We start from the raw sequence: 21,370 nt of genomic DNA, 5'->3' as shown, positions 1-21,370 counted from the left end.
CATCAAGCAACGAGCGTTAAGCCATCGCTCAAGGCAACAGGGGGTGGAAATCCCGCATGATCTCGTTGAACAGGTCCGCGGCTTCTTCTCGCCCCGGCCGGCACACGAGCGCGAAATTCAGGATCTTGCGAGCGGTCACAAAGCCGAGATAGAGGTAGACGCTCTCCCCTTCGGCCTCCCCCACAAAGGAGATCTCCAAGCCGGCACCGCTCGAATGCGGCGCGATCGTCCGGCGGAGCACCTCGACCTTGCCTTGCACGCCGCTTTGAAACGCCTCGAGCCGCGCGTCGAGCATCTTTTCCGCGATGCGCTGCGCCTTGTCGTCCGGAACTTCATAGAAGCTGACGGAGATCGTGAGCGCGGCTTGGGCGGTATCCGATTGGAAGTGCAGCGTCCTCTCTTCAGGGGTCGGGTACTGTCGCCAGTGCAGGGGCAGGCTGATCCTGAACTCGTTGTAGGCGTATTCGTGGCGCTTCGGCTTGGGCGGCGTGAGATCGAACGAGTACGAGAACAGCTTCTTCATGGCCGCGGTTGCTCCACCATCGTGACCACCCGCTGCGGGAACGGAATATCGATCTCCAGGCGATTCAGCAACCGCAGAATCGCCAGGTTCACCTCCGACCTGACCCCGCCCTGCCCGTTGTGCGGATCCGAGATCCAGAACCCGATCGTCAGCTCCAGTCCGTCGGCCGCGAAGTTGCTCAGCGACACCGACGGCGCCGGCTCGGACAGCACGCGCGGCACGCGCTTGATCTCCTCGATCAGCTGCGGGAACAGCGCGTCCACGTCGGTGCCGTAGGCCACCTGCACCACCGTCGACACGTTCACCTGCGGGTCGGCGAGCGACAGGTTCTCCACCCGCGTCGTGATCAGCGATTCGTTGGGCACGATCGCCTCGCGGCCGTTGAGCGCGCGGATCACCGTGTAGCGTGTCTTGATGTCGCTGATGCGTCCCTCGAAGTTGTCGACCTTCACCATGTCGCCGATCCGCAGCGAACGCTCGGCCAGGATCATGAAACCCGAGACGTAGTTCGCCGCGATCTTCTGCAGGCCGAAGCCCAGCCCCACGCCGACCGCGCCGCCCAGCCAGGACAGCGCGCTCAGATTCAGGCCCACCGTGTTCAACGCCACCATCGCGCCGATCACCAGCAGCGCCGTGCGCGTGAGGTTGACGGCGATCTTGCGCATCGACAGGTCCAGCACCGACTTGCCGCGCAGCAGCCGCGACTCGACGACCGAGGACAGCCAGAGCACCACCAGCATGACCGCACCGACCTGCAGCGTCACGATCAGCAGGTCGTAGGCGGTGGTCGATTCACCCTTCGCGTTTTTCGGCAGGAAGGCCAGCTTGTATTCGTCGAGTTCGCCCATCAGGATGGGCAGCACGCCGACGATCCACAGGATGGAGCCCAGCCACGCCACCCAGGAGACGCTGCGCTCCAGCAGCTTGATGCCGATGGAATCGGGCATCGTCGCCCGCAGCACGCGCGCGACCAGCCGGATCACCACCAGCGACAGCAGCACCGGGATGACGACGCGGAACAGCGCGACCGGCTCGCCCAGCAGGGGCATCATCCGTCGCGCGCCCAGCGCGAGCAGCAGCGCGATGACCGGGAACAGCACGCCGTCGAAGATTCGGTGGCCCAGCAGCACCGAGTGATGTCCCGGCGCCGCCGTCACATGCTTGCTGATGCGGTAGACGATCAGCCAGGACAGCGCCAGGCAGGCCAGCACCAGGCCGACCTCGATCAGCGCCTGCGGCCGTGCCAGCATCGCGAGCAGCGACTCCAGCTCGCGCAGGCTGAGGGTGGGGTTGAGAGGGGTGGTGTTGCCCAAGATGACGCTCAAGAAGGAAAACAATTCGGGAGCCGGCGCGCGCCGGGCCGTTCAGTCGCGGGACGGACTGTGTGGCGGGGAGCGCGTCGGCGGTTGCGGGCGCGATTGTCGCGCCGGGCCGCGGGCCGGCTCCGGAACCGCCACCACCACCACCACCACCACCACCACCGACACCAACACCACCGACACCAACACCGACGCCGACGCCGACGCCGACACCGACGCCGACACCGACGCCGGCTCAGGCGTCGCTCAGGCGGCTCAGATCCCGGCCAGCGTCCGCAGGTGCACGCCGACGCTGCGCGCCAGCGCGCCCAGGTCGTAGCCGCCTTCCAGGCAGGAGACGATGCGGCCCTTCGCGTGGCGTCTGGCCACGTCCATGATGCGCAGCGTGATCCATTCGTAGTCCGCCTCGACCAGACCGAGCTGCGCCAGCTCGTCGTCGCGGTGCGCGTCGAAACCCGCCGACACGAAGATCATCTGCGGCTTGAAGCGCTCCAGCGCCGGCATCCACAGCGACTCGATCATCTCGCGCACTTCGGCGCCGCGCGTGTACGGTGGCACCGGCACGTTGAGCATGTTCGCGCCCTTGGGGTCGCTGCCGGAGTACGGGTACAGCGGGTCCTGGAAGATGCTGACCATCAGCACGCGGTCGTCGCCGGCGAGGATGTCCTCGGTGCCGTTGCCGTGGTGCACGTCGAAGTCGATGACCGCCACGCGGTCCAGGCCGCGCACGTCCAGCGCGTGCCGCGCGGCGACGGCCACGTTGTTGAAGAAGCAGAAACCCATCGCCTGGTCGCGCGTGGCATGGTGGCCGGGCGGGCGCACCGCGCAGAAGGCGTTCTCGGCCCGGCCGTCGACGACCAGGTCGGTCGCCGCTACCGCCGCGCCCGCCGCCCGCAGCGCCGCGGACCAGGTGAACGCGTTGGCGCAGGTGTCGGGATCCAGCGCCTTCATCGGATTGGGCACGCCCTGCTTCGCCTGCTGCTCGAGGTCTTCGAGCTCCGCCTTCAATTCGGCGACGTAACGGGCGGAGTGCGCGCGCTCCAGCGACTTGAGCTCGGCGCGCGGCGCCTCGTGGCGGTCGAGCGCGACGTCGACGCCGTGCGCGATCAGCCAGTCCTCGATCGCGCCCAGGCGCTGCGGGCACTCCGGATGACCGGCGCCCATGTCGTGACGGTGGCAGTCGGGGTGGCTGATGAAGGCGGTGCTCATGGTCGGCTTCTGCACGGTCGGGGCGTGTCCGGGGCGCAATCGAGGCGCATTCGGGAGCGCATTCGGGGGCGGGGTCGGGGCACGGTCAGGGCATCTGCGGCGCTTCGTCGGAGCGAACGGATTCTGAGATATCGTGCGCCGATGAGTACCGACGCTCCGACCCTCGCCTCCCAGCCGCTGGCCGACCTGCGCCGGCAGATTAGCACGATCATCAAGGGCAAACAGGCGCAGACGGAGGACTGTCTGGCCTGCCTGCTGGCCGGCGGCCACCTGCTCATCGAGGACCTGCCCGGCGTCGGCAAGACGACGCTGGCACACGTGCTGTCGATCTCGCTGGGGCTGCGCTTCTCGCGGGTGCAGTTCACCACCGACCTGATGCCGTCCGACCTGCTCGGGGTCAACATCTACCAGCCGGGCGCGCAGGCGGCCGGCGGCAGCCCGTTCCAGTTCCATCCGGGGCCGGTGTTCAGCCAGGTGCTGCTGGCCGACGAGATCAACCGCGCCGGTCCGAAGACGCAGAGCGCCTTGCTGGAGGCGATGGAGGAGTACCAGGTCAGCGTCGACGGCACGACCCATCCGCTGCCGCTGCCCTTCTTCGTCATCGCGACGCAGAACCCGAGCGAGCAGCTCGGCACGCACCCGCTGCCGGAATCGCAGCTGGACCGATTCCTGATGTGCATCAGCCTGGGGTATCCGGACCGCCAGGCCGAGCGCGAACTGCTGATGGGCGGCGACAGCCGCGAGCTGCTGCGCGCACTCAAGCCGGTGATGACGCCGGACCAGTTGCGCGAGCTGCAACGCGAGGTGCTGCGCATCCACGCCTCGCCGGCGCTGCTGGACTATCTGCAGGCGCTGCTGGAGGCGACGCGCTCCGGCGAGTGGTTCCAGGAAGGCCTGAGCCCGCGCGCCGGCCTGGCGCTGCTGCGCGCGGCGCGAGCCAAGGCGCTGCTGAGCGGGCGCGACTACGTCTCGCCGGACGACGTGCAGGCGATCCTGCCGCAGACCATCGCGCACCGCCTGCGGCCGCGCGGCGGCAGCGCCCGGGGTGCGCGCGAGCAGGTCCGCGCGATGATGGCCGCGGTGCCGCTGCCGTGAAACTCCCCTCGCTGAAGCTGCCGGCGATCCGCTGGCCGTGGCAGCGTCGCTGGGACGCGTGGTGGCAGGGCCGCCATCCGCCCAGCGACACCACCGCGCTGACGCAGCGCAACCTGTACATCATCCCGAGCCGGCCGGGCGCCGCCTTCGTCGCGACGCTGGGGGTGCTGCTGCTCGCGTCGATCAACGACCAGTTGAGCCTGGGCTACCTGCTGACCTTCGTGCTGGCGGGCGCCGGGATGGCGTCGATGAACGCGACGCACGCCAACCTGCGCGGCCTGAAGCTGGACCTGAAGACGCCGCCGGCGACCCACGCCGGCCAGCCGCTCGCGCTGGACATCCGGCTGCACAACACCGGCGCGGCGCGTTTCGGCATCGGACTGCGCCTGCCGGATTCCAAGACGGCGGACTCGGCCTATGCGGACGTGCCGGCGCAGGGCCACGCCCAGCTGCACCTCCAGGTGACCTTCCCGACCCGCGGCCGGCATGCGCTGCCGCGGCTGCGCATCGAATCGCACTTCCCCTTCGGCCTGTTCGTGACCTGGAGCTACTGGCGCCCGGCGGCGCAGGCCTGGGTCTATCCGACGCCGGAACTCGACGCGCCGCCCGCCGCCGCGGTCGAGGAAGGCCTGCCGCAAGGCCAGGGCCAGCCGGGCCTGGGCGACGACCCGGGACTGCGACCGTACCGGCACGGCGATTCGCCGCGTCAGATCCTGTGGAAGAAGTCGGCGCTCGCGCTGGCGCAACCGCAGCCGCCGTCGGGCAGCGGCGGAGGCGGCGCGGCGCTGCTCGTGCGCGAGCGCCTGGGCAGCCGCGCCAGCGAGCAATGGCTGGACCTGGCGGCGACGCGCGGGCTGCCGTTCGAGCTCCGCGTCTCGCGCCTGACCGCCTGGGTGCAGCGCGCCGAGGAAGAGGGCCTGCCCTACGGCCTGAAGTTGCGCGACGTCGCCATCGAGCCGGACCTGGGCCCGGATCATTTCCGGGTGTGCATGGAAGCGTTGGCGTTGATCCAGGAATAGTTCAAGGTCGCTGCGCTGGGAAGCGCGACCAATGCCGACGACCACATGAATCAGTAGGTCGGCTGGCTCAATCTGCTGGCACTCGCTGCAAGGTCCACCTCCATCAGCCATAGATGGCAAGACCTGGCACCGCAAAACTGTGCATCGACCTTGTTGCGCGCCCTTCATCAGAACGATGTCGAAGCAAACAGGGTCGGTGTTCGGGCGCCACCCTTCACGCGCCCTTCCTGGAAATCCACATGCGTGAACTTGAACTTCATGAACTCGAACTGGTGTCGGGCGGAGATGCCGCGGCCACCCGGATCCCCGGCACCAACTCCTGGGGGGAGATCACCAACGAACGTTATTGGCTAGGCGCGCAGTGCCAGGCCGCTGGCGGTTGGGGCCTGTACTGCTTTGACTTCGCCATGAAGTACGACAACGCCTTCTGATCGACCACTAACGACCTGGAGATTGCGATGCATGTACGACTGACATTCGCGCGGGCCGGTATCGCACTCCGGGTCGTCCTGATGGTGCTCTTCGCCGGCGGTATGGCTCCGTGGCTGACCCTCCAGGCCTGGGACCTGCTCCCCCCGCCCTGGGATGATCATCGGGTGGCCGGGGCGGGAATCGCCCGCGCATTGATGATCTTCGGCCTGGCCTGGGTGATCTTCCCCGACGCACGTCGACGCACTGCATGCGTGCAAACGCGCAAGGGAAGACTGTTTCTTCCCCTGGCGATCGCCACCACCGTGATCATGACGAGAGTCGGCGCCTTGATCGCGACATCCAACACGCACATCCTCTGGCAAGGGTTCACCTGGACGCAGCTCGGCTACCTGACCGCTTTCGGAGTTGGGACCGCCGTCTTCGAAGAGGTGCTCTTCCGATTCGTCCTGCTGGATCGCCTGGCTCAAGTCGTGGGAACGCCGGTCGCGTTCACGATCCAATTGAGCCTGTTCACGGCTCTTCATCTGGACAGAGGGACTTTTGAAATCGGACAGTTGCTTCACGCAGCCTTCGCCGGTGGTGTGCTGAGTCTGATCTATCTCCAAACCCGATCGCTCTGGTCCGTCATCTCCCTGCACTTTGCCTACAACGTGCTGAGCGGCGCAGTCTTTGGAATCGCCATCGATGGGGTACAGCTCTACCCGATGCTGGTGGCGGACAACTTCGGCAAAGCGCACGGGCGCATGGCTGCTGCGACCGCCTTCGCCTGCTGGGCGGTGTTTCTCGCCATCCAGCACTCGCGCTTCTCGCGTCAGCCTTTCACCGCCGGAGTCGCTCATGGTTGAACAGGATCTGCTTCAGTTCGCCCGGATCCATTACCCCGGCTTCGAGTTCCTCCTGCACTTCGGGTCCACCGCACATGGCACGGCCCGGGAGCACTCGGACATCGACCTGTTGCTGGTATTCCCCGAAGCCATTCATCCGTTTCGCGAGACGAGGCGGTGGCAGGGACGACTCTTCGATAGCTGGCTATACGACATCGAGACGCTGAACGGCCTCATCCATTGCGGTCGCACGGGTCGCAACCACGTGATGCTGGACATCGTGCTGACCTCCCGCGTGCTTCCCGCGCCCACGCCGCGCTCCGATCTGTTGAAGACCGCCGCGAAACGCATCCGCAACGCGGGCCCGCTTCTCGCGGACAGGCACGACTTCCGTCATGTGCTGACCAGCCTCATGGACGACCTGAAGCAATGCGACGATCCTGTCGAGGGGACCGCCGTCGCCCTCGATCTCCACAACGTGATCCAGCAGACCTTGCTCTGCCTGCTCGGCGCCGGCGGCTTCAGGAAGTCCCACGCGATCGCGCGGCTGCGCGACCATGACCCGGCCTACTTCGCTGAACTGACCGACGCCATCAAGGCCGCCGTCGGTGGCAAGCACGATCCGCTGCTGTCCACGGCAGGACGACTCCTCAACCAACTGGGCGGACCATTGCGCGAAGGGCATCGTGCCGCGTTGGAGGGGACGATCCGAATGCCACTTCCCGTCATCTGAGCGTCTGGGCGCGTACGGAGTTTTCTCCCGACCTGTCTCGTCGTCGTTTCTCCGTGCGGCTCGGCGGCTCACCCCAGGTGTGCTACGTTGCGTCCTTCCAAGTAATCCCTCTGAGTCGCCGCCGCGAGACTTCGCGCGGCCGACGCCGACGCGATGAGCGCCTCCCTCTCCCCGACCGCCGCAGGCGGCTCGATCAAGCACCGCAGCCCCCTGCCCCGCGAAGCGCGCGACACGCTGTTCCTGCTCGCGATCATCGCGGCCACGCTCGTGCCGCATGCCGGCCATCTGCCGTGGTGGTGCAGCCTGCTCACCGCCCTGATGCTCGGCTGGCGCGCGCGCCTGGCCTGGCGCAGCGAGGCGCTCCCCGGCCGGTGGAGCCTGCTGGCCGTGCTCGCGCTCGTGATCGGCCTGACCTTCGCCACCCACAAGACCATCCTCGGCCGCGAGGCCGGCATCACCATGCTCGCGATGCTGATGGCGCTCAAGACGCTCGAGCTGCGCGCCAAACGCGACGCCTTCGTCGTGTTCTTCCTCGGCTTCTTCCTGGTGCTGACGCAATTCCTGTATTCGCAGTCGCCCCTGGTCGCGTTCTGGATGATCGGCTGCGTCTGGGCCCTGCTGTCGGCGCTGGTGCTGGCGCAGATGCCGCAGGGCGTCCCCAGCCTGAAGCTCGCCGCGCGCATCGCCGCCCGCAACACCCTGATCGGACTGCCGGTGATGGTCGCGCTGTTCGTGCTCTTCCCGCGCTTCCCGCCGCTGTGGGGTCTGCCCAAGGACTCGGGCGCGCGCACCGGATTGTCGGACTCGATGACCTTCGGCGCCTTCGCGGAAGTCGCCAGCGACGAGACCATCGCGATGCGGCTGCGCTTCGACGGCCCGCCGCCGCCCCAGCCGCAGCTGTACTTCCGCGCCCAGGTGCTGTCGCGCTTCGACGGCCGCACCTGGACCGCCCCGCGCGTGAACTGGGCGCCGGGCGACGACGCGCCCACGCTCGCGGGTCCCGTGTTCCGCTACGAGGTCACGATGGACCCGCTGCGCGTGGCCGTGATCCCGATGCTGGAGTTCAGCCCCGGCGCGACCGGCGCTCAGCTGCCGCTCGGCCGCCTGAGCGCGACCCGCGCGCCCCAGGGTCAGTGGCAGGTGCCGATGCCGGTCGCCGAGGTGCTGCGCTTCCGCCACGAGGCGTGGCCTCGCGCGACGCCGAGCACGCGGCTCAGCCGCGCCGACCGCAATGAGTCGCTGAGCCTGCCGCCCGACCTCAACCCGCGCGCCCGGGCTTACGGCGCGTCGCTGCGCGAGCGCTTCGCCGCGTCGGGCGAGGACGTCCTCGCCCAGTCGGTGAACCGCGAGCTGCTGACCAAGATCCGCCGCGACGGGTACGGCTACACGCTGACCCCGGGCGTCTACGGCGAGACGACGCCGGACGCCATCGACGAATTCTGGTTCGACCGCAAGCTCGGCTTCTGCGAGCACTTCGCGGCCGCCTACGTCGTGCTGATGCGCGCGGCGGGCGTGCCCGCCCGTCTGGTCACCGGCTTCCAGGGGGCGGATCAGAATCTGCAGGATGGCGACCTCGTCGTGCGCATGAGCCAGGCCCATGCCTGGGCCGAGTATTGGAGCCCCTCGGGCGGCTGGCAGCGCGCCGACCCGACCGCGGCCATCTCGCCCGATCGCGTGCAGGGCGGGCGGCTGCGCCCGGAGCCTGGTCTGATCACCGGCGCGATCGACCAGTTGAGACCCGGACTGCTGACCGACCTGCGCGCCGTCTGGGAAGGGATCAACAACCGCTGGCAGCAGACGGTGCTGAACTTCTCGACCGGCGACCAGATGAGCCTGCTCAAGCGGCTCGGCTTCGACGACCCGGACTGGACCACGCTCGGACAGGTCGCGGGCGCGCTGCTGACGGCCACCGCGGCCATCGCCGCCGGCGTGGCCGCGTGGCAGCGCCGGCCGCACGACCCCTGGTCGCGACAGCGCCTGCGCGTGCGCCGCGAGCTGGACCGCCTGGGCCTCGCCACGCGCGACGACGACACGCCGCGTCGCTGGGCGACTTCGCTTGTCGAACGCCACGGCGATCGGGCCGAGGCCGTGGCCGCCTCGCTGTTGCAATTGGAAGCGCAGCGCTATCGCCAGGACCTCGCCGCGGCCACGTCACAATGGCAGCGCCAGTTCGCGGCGCAGTGCGCCGAGCTCCGGCAAGTCCTGACCCGTTGATCGATGGGCCCGCCGGCCCACCCTGCTGCCGGCATCCCTCCTGCCGGCATCCCTCCTGCCCGCGTACCAGCCCGCCTACCAGTCCGCCTAACAGCCCGCATGACCGCAGTCCGCCGTTCCTCTCCCCACCGCCTTGTGCTCCGTGCCTGCCTGCAGGCGTCGATGGCCGCCTTGCCGCTGATCGCCGCACTGGCGACCGCACCGGCCGCCGCGCAGACGCTGAACGTGGCGCAGACGCCGCCGGCCAAGGCGCATGCCGCGTCGAGACCGGTCTCCACGAAGAAGCCTGCCACCGCGACTGCGACGAAGCCGGCGAAGAAGCCGGTCAAGAAGCCGGTCGTCCTGCCCGAATACGGCGACCGCGCCGACGTGATGGCCTTCGCCGACACACAGGCCGAGTCGCTCGGCTATCGCCGCGAGGAACTGCGCGCGGTGCTGGCGCTGGCGCGGCCGCAACCGACGGTGCAGCGGCTGATCCTGCCCGGCCCTCCGGGGCAGGCGAAGGACTGGGGCGCGTACCGCCAGCGTTTCGTCGAACCGCAGCGGCTGCAAGCCGGCCTGGCCTTCTGGGCCACGCATGAGGCGACGCTGGCGCGCGCCGAAGCGATCTACGGCGTGCCGGCGGAAGTCATCGCCTCGGTGATCGGCGTGGAGACCTTCTACGGCCGCATCATGGGCTCCTTCCGCGTGCTGGACGCGCTGGCGACCCTGGCCTTCGACTACCCGTCGCCGCTGCCGCCCGGCGCGCGCGACCGCAGCCCGTTCTTCCGGGAAGAACTGCGCCAGTTCCTCATCCTGGCGCGCGAGAACGGCCTGGATCCGATGGCGATGAAGGGCTCGTACGCGGGCGCGATGGGCTGGGGCCAGTTCATGCCCGGCAGCTGGCGCCGTTACGCGATCGACTTCGACGGCGACGGCCACGTCGACCTGATCAACAGCCCGGTCGACGCGATCGGCTCGGTGGCCAACTTCCTCAAGGAACACGGCTGGCAGCGCGGCATGCCGACGCACTACGAGGTGCAGGTGCCCAACGACACGGCGGCGCGCGCGCAGCTGCTGATCAGCGACGTGCTGCCGCAGCTCGACGCGCGACAGTTCGAATCGGTCGGCGCGCAGCTCTCGCCGCAGGGCCGCGCGCACAACGGGCCGCTGGCGCTGATCGAGCTCCAGATGGGCGGCGCCGCGCCGGTGTACGTCGCCGGCACGCAGAACTTCTACACGGTGACCCGCTACAACCAGAGCAGCTACTACGCGATGGCGGTGATCGAGTTCGCCAACACGCTGGCGAGCTGGAGGAAGGCGACCGGGGCAACGCCGACGGCGCCAGCGCCCGGAGCGGCCAGCGCGAACTGAGGCGAACGCCGCGGCACGGGCTGGCTCGCCGGATCGATCAGGCTTGGACCGTCAGCAGCGGCGCGTGCCGCGAGATCGATGTCGCCGGATCCGAAGCCCCAGCACCCAGGGCCACGGGCGGTGCGGCGCTCGCCATCGCTTCCGTCATCTCGCCGACCGAGCGCCTGAAGCGGTGACGCGTGGACACCGAAGCACCGTTCGGGTCGTAGTGGTGGGTGTCGAGGTAGGAGCGGCGCTCCGAAGCCCAGTGCGGCTCAGGCGTGCGCCAAGGGTTGTCGCCCCCCGGCCAGGGCAACGACTGGGTTGACCAGACACGTCCGGCCGGCGTCGGCGGACCGTAGGCGGTCACCGAGAGCTCATAGGGCGGGAAAGTCAGCGCCACCGGCAGCTCGAACCCATTCCCCATCCCCCCGGCCGGCAGTCCGAAGGTGATCTCCCACGGATTGCGGATCGGCGCGGTGCTGGTTTTTAGCGGCTTAACATACAAGGTGGCGTCATACCCAGGGTTGTCGCGGTGGTAGACCATCAGCCCGTTGGGCTCCCGAAACCGATTGAGCCCCGGCAGGAACTCTTCGCTGTTCGTACCATCGTGATGCTTGATGTACAGGTACTGCTCAAGCGTCACAGACTCCCGCGGAATCGCCGGATTGGACAGGTCGTTGTAGCGCTTCTCGTACGCGTGAAGGTCACGGAACATCGCGACGATCTGATTCTTCGGAGACATCCTGTCCGAGCCCAGCAGCTTTTCATGGCGCTCCTTCCAACGTTGAGGCATGTACTGGAAGATGCCCAACGCGTTCTTGTTCTTGAGTTTCACTCCAAGCTTCGATTCAAAGTACGCAAACTTCACTGCTGCATCGATCAGATGCTGCTGGACTCCGTTTTCGCGTCCATAGGCGACGATTCTTTCCGCCGTTTCGCGCTGCTTTTCAATGATGGATTTCATGGCGTGAGCACTCCTCCAAGGAGAATCTGGATGCGACCCAGCGATTCAGAGCAGCTAGCTCCGGATCGCCCAACAACTTCCAGAGGGTTGGAAGATCTGAGTGGAGGTGGGCGCAGGCCCGCGCTCCGAGAACGGCATGAGCAGAGGCGAAATACGCTTGCGCGTCTTCGGACGAAGACAGCGTCTGGCGCATCTCCTTCAGAGTCAAACGGATCGACGGATCGACGAAGCCACCCCTGGTCGATTCGAATCGAATCGGCTTGGCATCGACATTGAGTTCGAACTGCATCGGGACCCACATCAGACTGGAAATACCTGGAACGTCCTGGCGATACAACCCATTGACGATCAACCTCCCGTCCGAGGTGGGCAACGGCGTGGCGGCGTCGTTGCCGACGCTCAATTGGTCGATTTCCGCAGTTCCATCGCGAATGGCAACCAGGGTTTCATTCCGCCCACTGCCGCCGGGCGAGCCGCACAGCAACACCACGCGGACGCGTGTCCCCGACCTTCCGGTGACCTCGACTGCCCCCGGTGAAAACTCCCAGCAGCCGACTACCAGTCCCGGCTCCTGAAACAGAAGCTCGCGACCATCCGCGCCATAGGCGCTCACGGACGACGACCAATCTTCAAGGTATTTGTCGTCGTCGGCATCGCTACGCAGGACATAGGTGCCCAGCGCGGTCTGCACGCGTTGCTCGCGGTATCCCGCCACTGCGGGCTCCATGAGGCAGAACCACGACAGCGCCGTCAGGAAAATGCCCGCTCGACGCCAGGAAGGGATGGAAGGGAGCAGGGGCACAACCGCGATCTCCGACGATGGCTTGATGAGGGCACGTCAGTTGAGCGGACCCGATCGCGAGTTCCTGCATTCGCATAGACAACAAGTCCTGCGAATGACACCCCGGCATGCGGATGAACACCAGCATCGCTGCGCCTCGCTTCGCGATAGCGTCTGCCCATGACAGCCCTGCCTCGACTTCTTTACCGCATCTCATGCGTCGCGGTGCTGACGCCGCTGCTCGCGTCCGGTCAAACGTCGCTGCCACTTGGGGCAGATGCATCGGAATCACCAGCGTCATCGCCCGCCGCGCCCGCGCTGTCGCCCATCGCCGCCAGCCTGCGCTACGACTCGCGCCTCGCGGAATTCAAGAAGCCCTTCGGCGCCCAGCCCGCCAAGACCTGGGTCGACTTCCAGCTGACCGCCCTGCCCGGCGTCGAGAAGCTCGAACTGGTGGTCGAGCGACGCCGCGTCGAGGGCAATGAAGACCTGATCGCCTACGCCGAAGAAGCCCGCGTGCCGCTGCACAAGACCGGCACCGGCGTCGGTGCCGCCGCCGGCCGCGAGCTGTGGAAGGCGCGCCATCGCTTCGGCGGCCCGGGCGTCTACGGCTACTACTTCGTCGCCACGATCGGCGGCGCACGCTACGTCGTGCAGAACAACGCCGACCCCATCTACTGGACCAAGGAGAAGGGCTCGATGGGCCCGGCCGCGGTCGCTCCGCTGCCCGAAGGTGCCGATGCCAAGGGACCCGATGCCAAGGGACCCGATGCCAAAGGGCCCAATGCCAAAGGGCCGATTTCGCCCTTCGCGATCCGCCGCTACCGGCAGACCATCCACGCCTCCGACTTCGCCGTCCCGGACTTCGCCCGCGATCTCGTCTACTACTACGTCTTCCCGGAGCGTTTCCGCAACGGCGACAAGTCCAACGACCCGGAGGTCGGGAAGGCGAAGTACCAGGACCACGGCATCGAACGTCATCCGCGCTGGCTGGACCGGCCGTACAAGCCCGGCAGCGGCGACGGCTCGGACGCGGTCTACAACAACGACTTCTTCGGCGGCGACCTTGCCGGGATCATCGAGAAGCTCGACGACCTGCGCGACCTGGGCGCCAACGCGCTCTACCTGACGCCCGTGTTCCAGGCCGCCAGCAACCACAAGTACGACACCGGCGACTACAAGCGCATCGATCCGGCCTTCGGCAGCAACGCCGATTTCGAGCGCCTCACCAGCGAGGCCGGCAAGCGCGGCCTGCGCGTGATCCCGGACACCTCGCTGAACCACGTGGGCGCGGACTCGCCTTACTTCAACCGCTTCGGCAACTTCCCCGCCGGCGGCGCCTTCGACAACGGCAAGCCCAACCCGGCGTCGCCCTACGCGAGCTGGTTCAAGTTCGACCTCTCCAAGCCGAACGCCGACGACCAGTACGCCGCCTGGATCGGCATCAAGGACCTGCCCGAGCTCGACAAGTCCAGCCGCGCGTTCCGCGACTACGCGTTCGGCCGCGACGGGGTGATGCAGTTCTGGCTGGACCGCGGCGCGGCGGGCTGGCGCATGGACGTGGCGCCGTGGGTGCCGGACGACTTCTGGCGCGCGTGGCGCGTCGCGGTGAAGCGCCATCAGCCCGGCGCGCTGACGATCGCGGAGACCTGGTTCGACGCGAGCAAGTTCTTCCTCGGCGACACCTTCGACGCGACGATGAACTACATCTTCCGCAACACGGTGCTGGACTACGCGGCCGGCGGCAACGCGGAACGGCTCTACCAGAACCTGGAACTGCTGCGCGAGTCCTACCCGGCGCCGTCGCTGTTCGCGTCGATGACGCTGCTGTCCTCGCACGACCAGCCGCGGGCGCTGCATCACTTCGGCGTGCGCGACGACAGTCCGCCGGAGAAGATCGCCGAGGCCAAACGCCGCCTGCTGCTGGCGGTCTTCTTCCAGATGAGCTACCCGGGAGCGCCGACGATCTACTACGGCGACGAGGTGGGCCTGGGCGGCGGCGAGGACCCGTACAACCGCGCGCCCTATCCGTGGGCCGACGAAGGCGGCCAGCCGGACCTGGCGCTGCGCGAGCAGTTCAAGCGCCTGGTGGCGATGCGCCACGCGCAGCCGGTGCTGCGGCACGGCAGCTTGTCGGCGCCGCTGTGGCTGGACGAGCACGTCATCGTGCTGCTGCGCCAGGACGGTCAGCGCAACGCCATCGTCGCGATGAACAACGCCGCGGAGCCGCTGCGCGTCGAGTTGACGCTGCCGCCCGCGCTGCGCGGCACGCCCTTCATCGATGCGATGACGCCCGGCCCGACGATAAGGGCGGCGGCCAACGGCAAGCTGTTAATTGAAATCGCCCCGATGACGGGGCGAGTGCTGATTGGGGACTGAGGCGGGGACGCGTTTCACCCGCTCGTCTGACATAGTGACGCGGCCCCGATTTGGGATGCTCCGCTAGGCGCGAACCGGAGCCATAGCGGCGCTATGGCGAGGATTCGCAACAACGCGGAGCGCCCAAAGCGGGGCTGCGGCGCTGCGTCAGAGTCAGAACTTGTAGGTCGCGCCCAACAGGAAGGTGCGGCCCCACTTCACGTATTCCAACGGCCGGTCCTTCGAGCCCGCGTAGGTGCGATAGGCCTCGTCGGTCAGGTTGTTGACCTGCGCCAGCAGGCCCAGTCCCTTGAGCGGACCGTCGGTGAAGTTGTAGCCGATCTGCGCGTCGACGATGCTCTCGCCGACGACGTAGCGCAGCGTGCGCGCGCCGTTGAAGTTGCCGATCTCGCCGATGAAGTCCGAGCGCTTGCGCTGGCTGATGCGGAACTCGAAGCCGTTGGCCTCGTAGTACGCGGTCAGGTTGTACACGCGCTTGGACAGGCCCGGCAGCGTGATCGGACCGCTGCCCACGCTGTTGGCGCTGTCAGGATCGCGGATCGTGATGTTGCTGCTGTTCAAGGTCGCGCTGGCCGTGATGCCGAAGCCCTTCAGCGCCGGGGTCACCAGCTCCAGCGGCAGCGACGCGGTCATCTCCAGGCCGCGCAGCTGGCCGCCCTGGCCGTTGTACGGCGCGGTGAAGTTGCCCGTCAGCTGCGCCGGCGGCTGGCCGGGCTGCGGCACGTAGTCCGTGACGAAGCGCGAGAAGTCGTAGTTGTCGACCGTCTGCTTGTAGATGTAGCTGCGCAGGTCCTTGAAGTAGCCGGCCACCGCCACATAGGCCTTGTTGCCGAAGTACTTCTCCCAGGACAGGTCGACCGCATTGGCGCGCCACGGATTCAGCTCGGGGTTGCCGCCCGACGCGCCCGGCTTGCCGGTCGCCCCGTCGACGCCGAACTCGATGCCCGCATTCATCTGCTCCACGCGCGGACGCGCCATCTGCTTGGCCAGCGCGAAGCGCACCGTCTGGTCGCCCGGCAGCTGCCACGACAGGTTCAGCGCCGGCAGGTAGTCGGTGTACTTCTTGCCGCCCTCGATCGGCTTCACGCCGCCCGCGCCGCCGTTGATCGTGCTGTCCCAGTAGTTGGACTGCGAGGACTGGTCCGTGTGCACCGCCTGCAGGCCGATGTTGCCGCGCATCGGGATGCCGAAGGTCGACGAGTCGATGTTGGCCTGCAGGAAGACCGTCGTGCTCTTCTCCTTCACGTCCCAGGCCTTGGGGATCAGGTAGTTCAGCGACTCGGTCGGCTCGAAGGTCATGTAGCGACCCACCGCGCCCGGCACGTTCCACGCCGGGATCAGGCCCAGGCCCGCGAAGCTCAGGTTCACGGGGCTGTACTGGAACTCCGAGCCGATGGCGGTGTTGCCCTGCGCGCCGACGTTGATGTTGCCCTCCGGCTGGCGCTTCTTCTTGGAACGGTCCGCGTAGTTCAGGCCCGCCTCGAAGTCCGAGAACCAGTTCGACATGGCTTCCGGCGCGGGCATGTTGCCCACCAGCTTGAAGCCGGCCAGGTCGTCCTTGACGCTGGGCAGCTTGCCGTAGCCCGAGCCGTAGATCGTGTTCTGCAGGTACAGCTGCGTCGGATCCGAGTAGCTGCGGCCCGGCACGATCTGCGAGAAGTCGCCCGAGCTGAAGGCCAGCTTGACGTTGTCCAGCGGGATCGCGCCCGGCGCGGCCAGCAGCTGGGTGTTGTTCTCCAGGACCAATTCCTTGCGGGTGGCCTTGGAGTAGTTCACGTCGGCCGTCAGCGACAGGCCGCTCTCGAACTTCAGCTTGTTGTTCCAGCCGGCGGCGACGATCTTGTCGTCGCGCTTGTTGTACATGCCGCGCACCAGCGGGTAGGCGTTGAGCAGCGTGCCGCCGGTCTGCGTGCCGTTGTTGTTGACCGTCGGGTTGGACCAGTCGAGCGGCGTGTTGTTGCCGTTCCAGGTCATGCTCATCTCGAACTGGTTGGCCGTGTCTTCCTGCTTGGCCTTGGTCCAGAAACCGTCGACGACGCTGGTCCAGTTCTTGGTCGGACGGAACTCGATCGTGCCCATCAGCGCGTCGCGTTCGGTCTTGCCGGTGCGGCGCAGCGCCTTGATGCCGCCCGAGTTGTAGGTGCCGGTCGGCAGGCCGGTGCGTCCGGACTGGTCCCAGGGCTCGTACAGGCCGACCTGCTCTTCCTGGATCGGCGTCTCCTGGTGCGCATAGCCCAGCGACACGCCCACGGTACGGTCGGCAAACTGGTCGATGTAGCTGGCGCTCAGGCGGTTGCCGGTGGCATCCGAATCGGCCGCCTTGCCCAGCGAGTTGCGCTGGCCGCGCGCGTTCAGCGTGACCACGCGGGTGCTGAAGTTGAGCGGACGCACCGTCTGCATGTCGATGGTGCCCGACAGGCCCTGGCCCACCAGGTTGGCGAACGGCGTCTTGTAGACGACCACGCCGCTGAGCAGCTCGGACGGGTACTGGTCGAACTCGACGCTGCGGTTGTCGCCGGTGGAGACCACCTCGCGGCCGTTGAGCAGCGTGGTGGCGAAGTCGGGCGACAGGCCGCGCACGGAGATCACCTGCGCGCGACCCGCGACGCGCTGGGCCGACAGGCCAGGCAGGCGCGCGATGGATTCGGCGATCGACACGTCGGGCAGCTTGCCGATGTCTTCGGCGGACACGGCCTCCACGATCGCGTCGGAGTTTTTCTTCACCGAAATCGCCGCCTCGATGCCGCGCCGGATGCCGGTGACGGTCACGGTTTCCAGCTGGCGGTCGGCGGCGGCCTTGGCGGCGGCCTGCTTGTCGGCTTCGGTCTGGGCAAGCGACGAGGCGGGCGAAGAAGCGGGTGTGCCGGCGGGCGCCGGCGCCTGCTGCGCCTGGGCGGCGCCGGCCATCAGGGCCAGCGTCACCAGGCAACCGGCAGCGACGGGCTGCATCCGGAACAACTCGCGCGAGGCGGGCGATGTCTTCATTTGTTTGTCTCCTGTATGAACGGCGGAACCCAACGTTCTGAAGGAATTCTGTACTAAAACTAGATCACGATCCAAGCCCTCGCAAACCCTGGACGATGGAAACTACAGCGGACATGGCGCGAAAACTACGAAGTTACTTCGGGTTTCTACGGATAAACCCGCAAATTAGGGAGACGAAATGAAAAACGGCGGCCACGAGGGCCGCCGTTCAGAGGGGGTGATGTAGCTGGACTACAACCCCATTCCAACAAACTACAACAGTCAGCGCACCGACTGCTCCAGCGCGAAGGCGGCACCCGCCAGCGCGGTCAGGGTGTCGGTGATCAGCACGCAGGGCACCGAGGCCAGATAGGGCGCGAAACGCCCCTTCTCTTCGAAGCGGGTCCGGAAGGAGGACTGGAAGAAGCGCTCGCCCAGCCGGGGCACGATGCCCCCGCCGATGTACATGCCGCCGCGCGCGCCCAGCGCCAGCGTGACGCTGCCGGCGAAGCTGCCCAGGAAGGCGCAGAACTGGTCCACGGTCTTCATGCAGAGCGGATCGCCGGACAGGAAGCCCTCGACGATCTGTTCCGCCGTCAGGCGCTGCGCGGATGCCTGGCCCGCCACGGCCGCGACCGCGGCGTGCAGCGTCGGCAGGCCGACGCCGGACAGGAAACGCTCGGCGGAGACATGCGGGAAGTCCTTGCGCGCGGCCGCGAGCAGCTCGCTCTCGTAGTCGTTGGTCGGCGCCAGCGTCATGTGACCCCCCTCGCCCGGCAGCGCGACCCAGCCCCCCGAGGTTTCGATCACACCGCCCACGCCCAGGCCCGTTCCCGGGCCGATGACGGCCAGCGTGCCATGCGGCGTCGCCAGCTTCGGACCCGGCACGGCCGCGACCTGGTCCGCGCGCAGACCCGGCAGCGAGAGCGCCAGCGCCTCGAAGTCGTTCAGCAGACGCAACTCATCCAGGCCCAGCCCGGCCTGCAATTCGCTGCGCGAGAAGGTCCAATGGCTGTTGGTCAGCTCGATGCGGTCACTCTTGATCGCCGTGGCCAGCGCCAGCGAGGCCCGCTTCGGGCGCGTCGAGATGCCCAGTCCGGCCAATTCCTTCAGATAGGCCTCGGCCGCGTCGCGCAGCGATTCGTAGTGCGCGACCGGCAGCTTGCGCACGTGCGCCACGCCCTTCCCCGGTCCGTCGACCCAGGCGAACCGGGCGTTGCTGCCGCCGATGTCCGCCACCAGCCACGGATAACCCGCGGCCTCCACGCCTTGCACACCCTGATCTGCTTGCACTGTTCTTGTCCTGCTCTCTGACTGGAAGCGCGCCGCCGGGGCGCGCACGAGACCGCATCCGCGGCGGGTCCGCGCAAGGTAGCAAAACTACATCGTCGACACAAGAGAGGTGTTGCCAAGGGGGCCCACGGCCTCTTCCGCTGCGATGTCGCCGCTTCGCATGTCGCGTTCAATTGCTTGTCGCTGAACGAGTTTTTTGTTCCGCGACGGCGATTCTCGCCTGAATTCGACGCTGTAGTCACGCTACACGATCCCGGGTCGCGGCATCGCAGGCGTCGCTAGGGCGAACCCTTCCGGAAGCGCTCGGGCGGCACGCCATAATCGCCGCTTCATGCGTGAATTCGACAGTCCCCGGCTGATCGCCGACATCGGCGGCACCTTCGCCCGCTTCGCCCTGGAGACCACTCCCGGAGAGTTCGAGCACATCGCGCTGCTGCGCTGTGCCGAGCACGCCGACTTCCATGCCGCCGTACGCGCCTACATGGACCGGCTGCCGCGCCAGCTCAAGGTGGCGCACGCGGCGATCGCGATCGCCAACCCGGTCGAGGGCGACCAGGTCCGCATGACCAACTACCACTGGCAGTTCTCGATCGAGGAAGCGCGTCAGCGCCTGGGCCTGGACACGCTGGTGGTCGTCAACGACTTCACCGCGCTGGCGATGGCCCTGCCCCGCCTGCGCGGCGGCGAGATCCGCCAGATCGGCGGCGGCGAGGCGCGCCCGCACAGCGTGATCGGCCTGCTGGGCTCGGGCTCCGGCCTGGGCGTGTCGGGGCTGATCCCGGCCGGCGAGGGCTGGATCTCGCTCGGCTCCGAAGGCGGCCATACCAACTTCGCCCCGCGCGACGAGCGCGAGATCGCGCTGCTGCGCTTCGCCTGGAACGAGTACGAGCACGTCTCCTTCGAGCGGCTGCTGTCGGGGCCGGGTCTCGAGCTGATGCACCGCGCGATGGCGGACCACCTGAAGCAGCCGTCGGAGCCGCTGACGGCGCCCGACATCACCGCCCGCGCGCTCGAGGCCGCCGATCCGGTCTGCGAGGCGACGCTGGACCTCTTCTGCACGCTGCTGGGCACGGCGGCGGCCAACCTGGCGGTGACGCTGGGCGCGCTGGGCGGCATCTACATCGGCGGCGGCATCGTCCCGCGGCTGGGCGAGTACTTCGACCGCTCGCGCTTCCGGGCGCGCTTCGAGGACAAGGGCCGCTTCTCCGACTACGTGCGGGCGATCCCGACCTTCGTGATCACGGCGGAGCACGCGACCTTCAAGGGCGCCTCGGCGATCCTGGAGGCGCAGCTGCGCAGCCTGCAGAACAGCGGCGGCGCCTCCGCGATCGTGAGCCAGATCCGGCGCGCGCGCGACGGGCTCTCGCCGGCCGAGCAGCGCGTGGCGGACCACGTGCTGGCGCATTCGCGCAAGGTGCTCAACGACCCGATCGCCGAGATCGCGCGTGCCGCCGGCGTCAGCCAGCCGACGGTGATCCGCTTCTGCCGCTCGCTGGGCTGCGAGGGGCTGTCCGACTTCAAGCTGCGGCTGGCCTCGGGCCTGACCGGCACGGTGCCGGTGAGCCACACGCAGGTGACGCAGGACGACTCGATGGTGGAGCTCGGCGAGAAGGTGTTGGGCAACACCGCGTCGGCGATCCTGCAGGTGCGCAGCCAGCTCAACCGCGACATGATCGATCGCAGCATCGACCTGCTGCTCGCCGCCTCGCGCATCGAGTTCTTCGCGATCGGCCATTACGGTGTCGTCGCGCAGGACGCGCAGTTCAAGTTCCTGCGGCTGGGCGTCGCGTGCAACGCCTATGTCGAGCCTCGGTTGCAGCTGCTGGCCGCGCAGACGCTCAAGGCGGGCGACGTGGCGGTGCTGATCAGCAGCAGCGGCAAGCTGCCCGAGCTGATCGCGGTGGCGGATGCCGCGCGCGAACGCGGCGCGCATGTGCTGGCGATCACGGCGAGCCAGTCGCCGCTAGCCAAGAAGGCGGATGCGGCGCTGATCGTCGATCACGTCGAGGATGTCGCCACGCACCTGCCGATGATCAGCCGCATCCTGCACCTGCTGGTGATCGACATGCTGGCGGTGGGCGTCGCGATGCGGCGCGACAACGCCGGGGCGACGGGGTTGGCGCTGGGCACCGCGCATCCCGATCTCGACGAGACCGAGGCCGACGGCGCGCCCGGCACGCGCCGCGCCGCGCCCGGCATCAGCCTGGCCGCGCCGCTGGCGAAGCTGACGGCGCACAGCCGCTGAGCGCACGCCCGCAGGCGACGAAGAACGACACCGACGGCGCG

General features: G+C 67.9%; 17 protein-coding genes. 10 read left to right on the top strand and 7 right to left on the bottom strand.

Going from position 1 to position 21,370, the window contains the following annotated elements:
* Positions 1-28: 28 nt before the first annotated feature.
* Together PV762_RS02250 and PV762_RS02245 are read right to left on the bottom strand one after the other, a co-directional pair.
* Positions 29-523, bottom strand: coding sequence for a hypothetical protein (locus PV762_RS02250; RefSeq protein WP_421033392.1), 495 nt, complete (start codon positions 521-523; stop codon positions 29-31).
* Positions 520-1,848, bottom strand: a complete 1,329-nt coding sequence (locus tag PV762_RS02245; RefSeq protein ID WP_421033391.1) for a mechanosensitive ion channel family protein — start codon at positions 1,846-1,848, stop codon at positions 520-522. Before PV762_RS02245 ends, PV762_RS02250 begins: the two co-directional genes overlap by 4 nt.
* Here PV762_RS02245 and PV762_RS02240 point away from each other — a divergent pair.
* Entirely contained in the window at positions 1,838-2,161 is a 324-nt protein-coding gene (locus PV762_RS02240; protein WP_421033390.1) for a hypothetical protein, read from the top strand. The genes PV762_RS02245 and PV762_RS02240 overlap by 11 nt on opposite strands.
* On the opposite strand, the gene PV762_RS02235 is transcribed toward PV762_RS02240, so the two are convergent.
* The gene (locus PV762_RS02235; protein WP_421033389.1) at positions 2,098-3,051 is read right to left on the bottom strand and encodes a histone deacetylase family protein; all 954 of its coding nucleotides are present in this window, start codon (positions 3,049-3,051) and stop codon (positions 2,098-2,100) included. The genes PV762_RS02240 and PV762_RS02235 overlap by 64 nt on opposite strands.
* Before the next feature lie 141 nt (positions 3,052-3,192).
* Between PV762_RS02235 and PV762_RS02230 the strand changes: the two genes are divergently transcribed.
* The 7 genes from PV762_RS02230 (at position 3,193) to mltB (ending at position 10,721) form a co-directional block, all read left to right on the top strand.
* On the top strand, positions 3,193-4,146 hold the full coding sequence (locus PV762_RS02230) for an AAA family ATPase (protein WP_421033388.1): 954 nt from the start codon (positions 3,193-3,195) through the stop codon (positions 4,144-4,146).
* Complete coding sequence (locus PV762_RS02225) at positions 4,143-5,165, top strand: DUF58 domain-containing protein (RefSeq protein ID WP_421033387.1); 1,023 nt, start codon at positions 4,143-4,145, stop codon at positions 5,163-5,165. Before PV762_RS02230 ends, PV762_RS02225 begins: the two co-directional genes overlap by 4 nt.
* A 239-nt stretch (positions 5,166-5,404) precedes the next feature.
* Positions 5,405-5,596: a hypothetical protein gene (locus tag PV762_RS02220; RefSeq protein WP_421033386.1), complete on the top strand. Its 192-nt coding sequence runs from the start codon at positions 5,405-5,407 to the stop codon at positions 5,594-5,596.
* A gap of 27 nt (positions 5,597-5,623) precedes the next feature.
* Positions 5,624-6,442, top strand: a complete 819-nt coding sequence (locus PV762_RS02215; RefSeq protein WP_421033385.1) for a CPBP family intramembrane glutamic endopeptidase — start codon at positions 5,624-5,626, stop codon at positions 6,440-6,442.
* On the top strand, positions 6,435-7,154 hold the full coding sequence (locus tag PV762_RS02210) for a nucleotidyltransferase domain-containing protein (protein WP_421033384.1): 720 nt from the start codon (positions 6,435-6,437) through the stop codon (positions 7,152-7,154). Before PV762_RS02215 ends, PV762_RS02210 begins: the two co-directional genes overlap by 8 nt.
* A 153-nt stretch (positions 7,155-7,307) precedes the next feature.
* Positions 7,308-9,368 carry a transglutaminaseTgpA domain-containing protein gene (locus PV762_RS02205; protein ID WP_421033383.1) on the top strand — a complete coding sequence of 687 codons (2,061 nt, stop codon included), beginning with the start codon at positions 7,308-7,310 and terminating at the stop codon, positions 9,366-9,368.
* A 99-nt stretch (positions 9,369-9,467) separates the two neighbouring features.
* Positions 9,468-10,721: a lytic murein transglycosylase B gene (mltB, locus tag PV762_RS02200; protein ID WP_421033382.1), complete on the top strand. Its 1,254-nt coding sequence runs from the start codon at positions 9,468-9,470 to the stop codon at positions 10,719-10,721.
* 37 nt (positions 10,722-10,758) lie between these two features.
* On the opposite strand, the gene PV762_RS02195 is transcribed toward mltB, so the two are convergent.
* Both PV762_RS02195 and PV762_RS02190 read right to left on the bottom strand, forming a co-directional pair.
* Positions 10,759-11,667: a hypothetical protein gene (locus tag PV762_RS02195; protein WP_421033381.1), complete on the bottom strand. Its 909-nt coding sequence runs from the start codon at positions 11,665-11,667 to the stop codon at positions 10,759-10,761.
* Positions 11,651-12,358, bottom strand: a complete 708-nt coding sequence (locus tag PV762_RS02190) for a hypothetical protein (RefSeq protein WP_421033380.1) — start codon at positions 12,356-12,358, stop codon at positions 11,651-11,653. Before PV762_RS02190 ends, PV762_RS02195 begins: the two co-directional genes overlap by 17 nt.
* Before the next feature lie 270 nt (positions 12,359-12,628).
* Between PV762_RS02190 and PV762_RS02185 the strand changes: the two genes are divergently transcribed.
* Positions 12,629-14,827 (top strand): glycoside hydrolase family 13 protein, encoded by a 2,199-nt coding sequence (locus PV762_RS02185; RefSeq protein WP_421033379.1) that lies wholly within the window; start codon positions 12,629-12,631, stop codon positions 14,825-14,827.
* Positions 14,828-14,980: 153 nt separating this feature from the next.
* Here PV762_RS02185 and PV762_RS02180 read toward each other — a convergent pair whose 3' ends face one another.
* Together PV762_RS02180 and glk are read right to left on the bottom strand one after the other, a co-directional pair.
* Positions 14,981-17,812: a TonB-dependent receptor gene (locus tag PV762_RS02180; protein WP_421033378.1), complete on the bottom strand. Its 2,832-nt coding sequence runs from the start codon at positions 17,810-17,812 to the stop codon at positions 14,981-14,983.
* Positions 17,813-18,073: 261 nt separating this feature from the next.
* Positions 18,074-19,084, bottom strand: a complete 1,011-nt coding sequence (glk, locus tag PV762_RS02175) for a glucokinase (RefSeq protein WP_421033377.1) — start codon at positions 19,082-19,084, stop codon at positions 18,074-18,076.
* 331 nt (positions 19,085-19,415) lie between these two features.
* Between glk and PV762_RS02170 the strand changes: the two genes are divergently transcribed.
* The gene (locus tag PV762_RS02170) at positions 19,416-21,329 is read left to right on the top strand and encodes a glucokinase (protein WP_421033376.1); all 1,914 of its coding nucleotides are present in this window, start codon (positions 19,416-19,418) and stop codon (positions 21,327-21,329) included.
* Positions 21,330-21,370: the final 41 nt, after the last annotated feature.

The sequence above is a fragment of the Mitsuaria sp. CC2 genome (assembly GCF_048957715.1).
Taxonomy (GTDB): Bacteria; Pseudomonadota; Gammaproteobacteria; order Burkholderiales; family Burkholderiaceae_C; genus Roseateles.
Note: the sequence above shows the minus strand (reverse complement) of the source record. Positions and strands in the feature narration are given on the sequence as shown.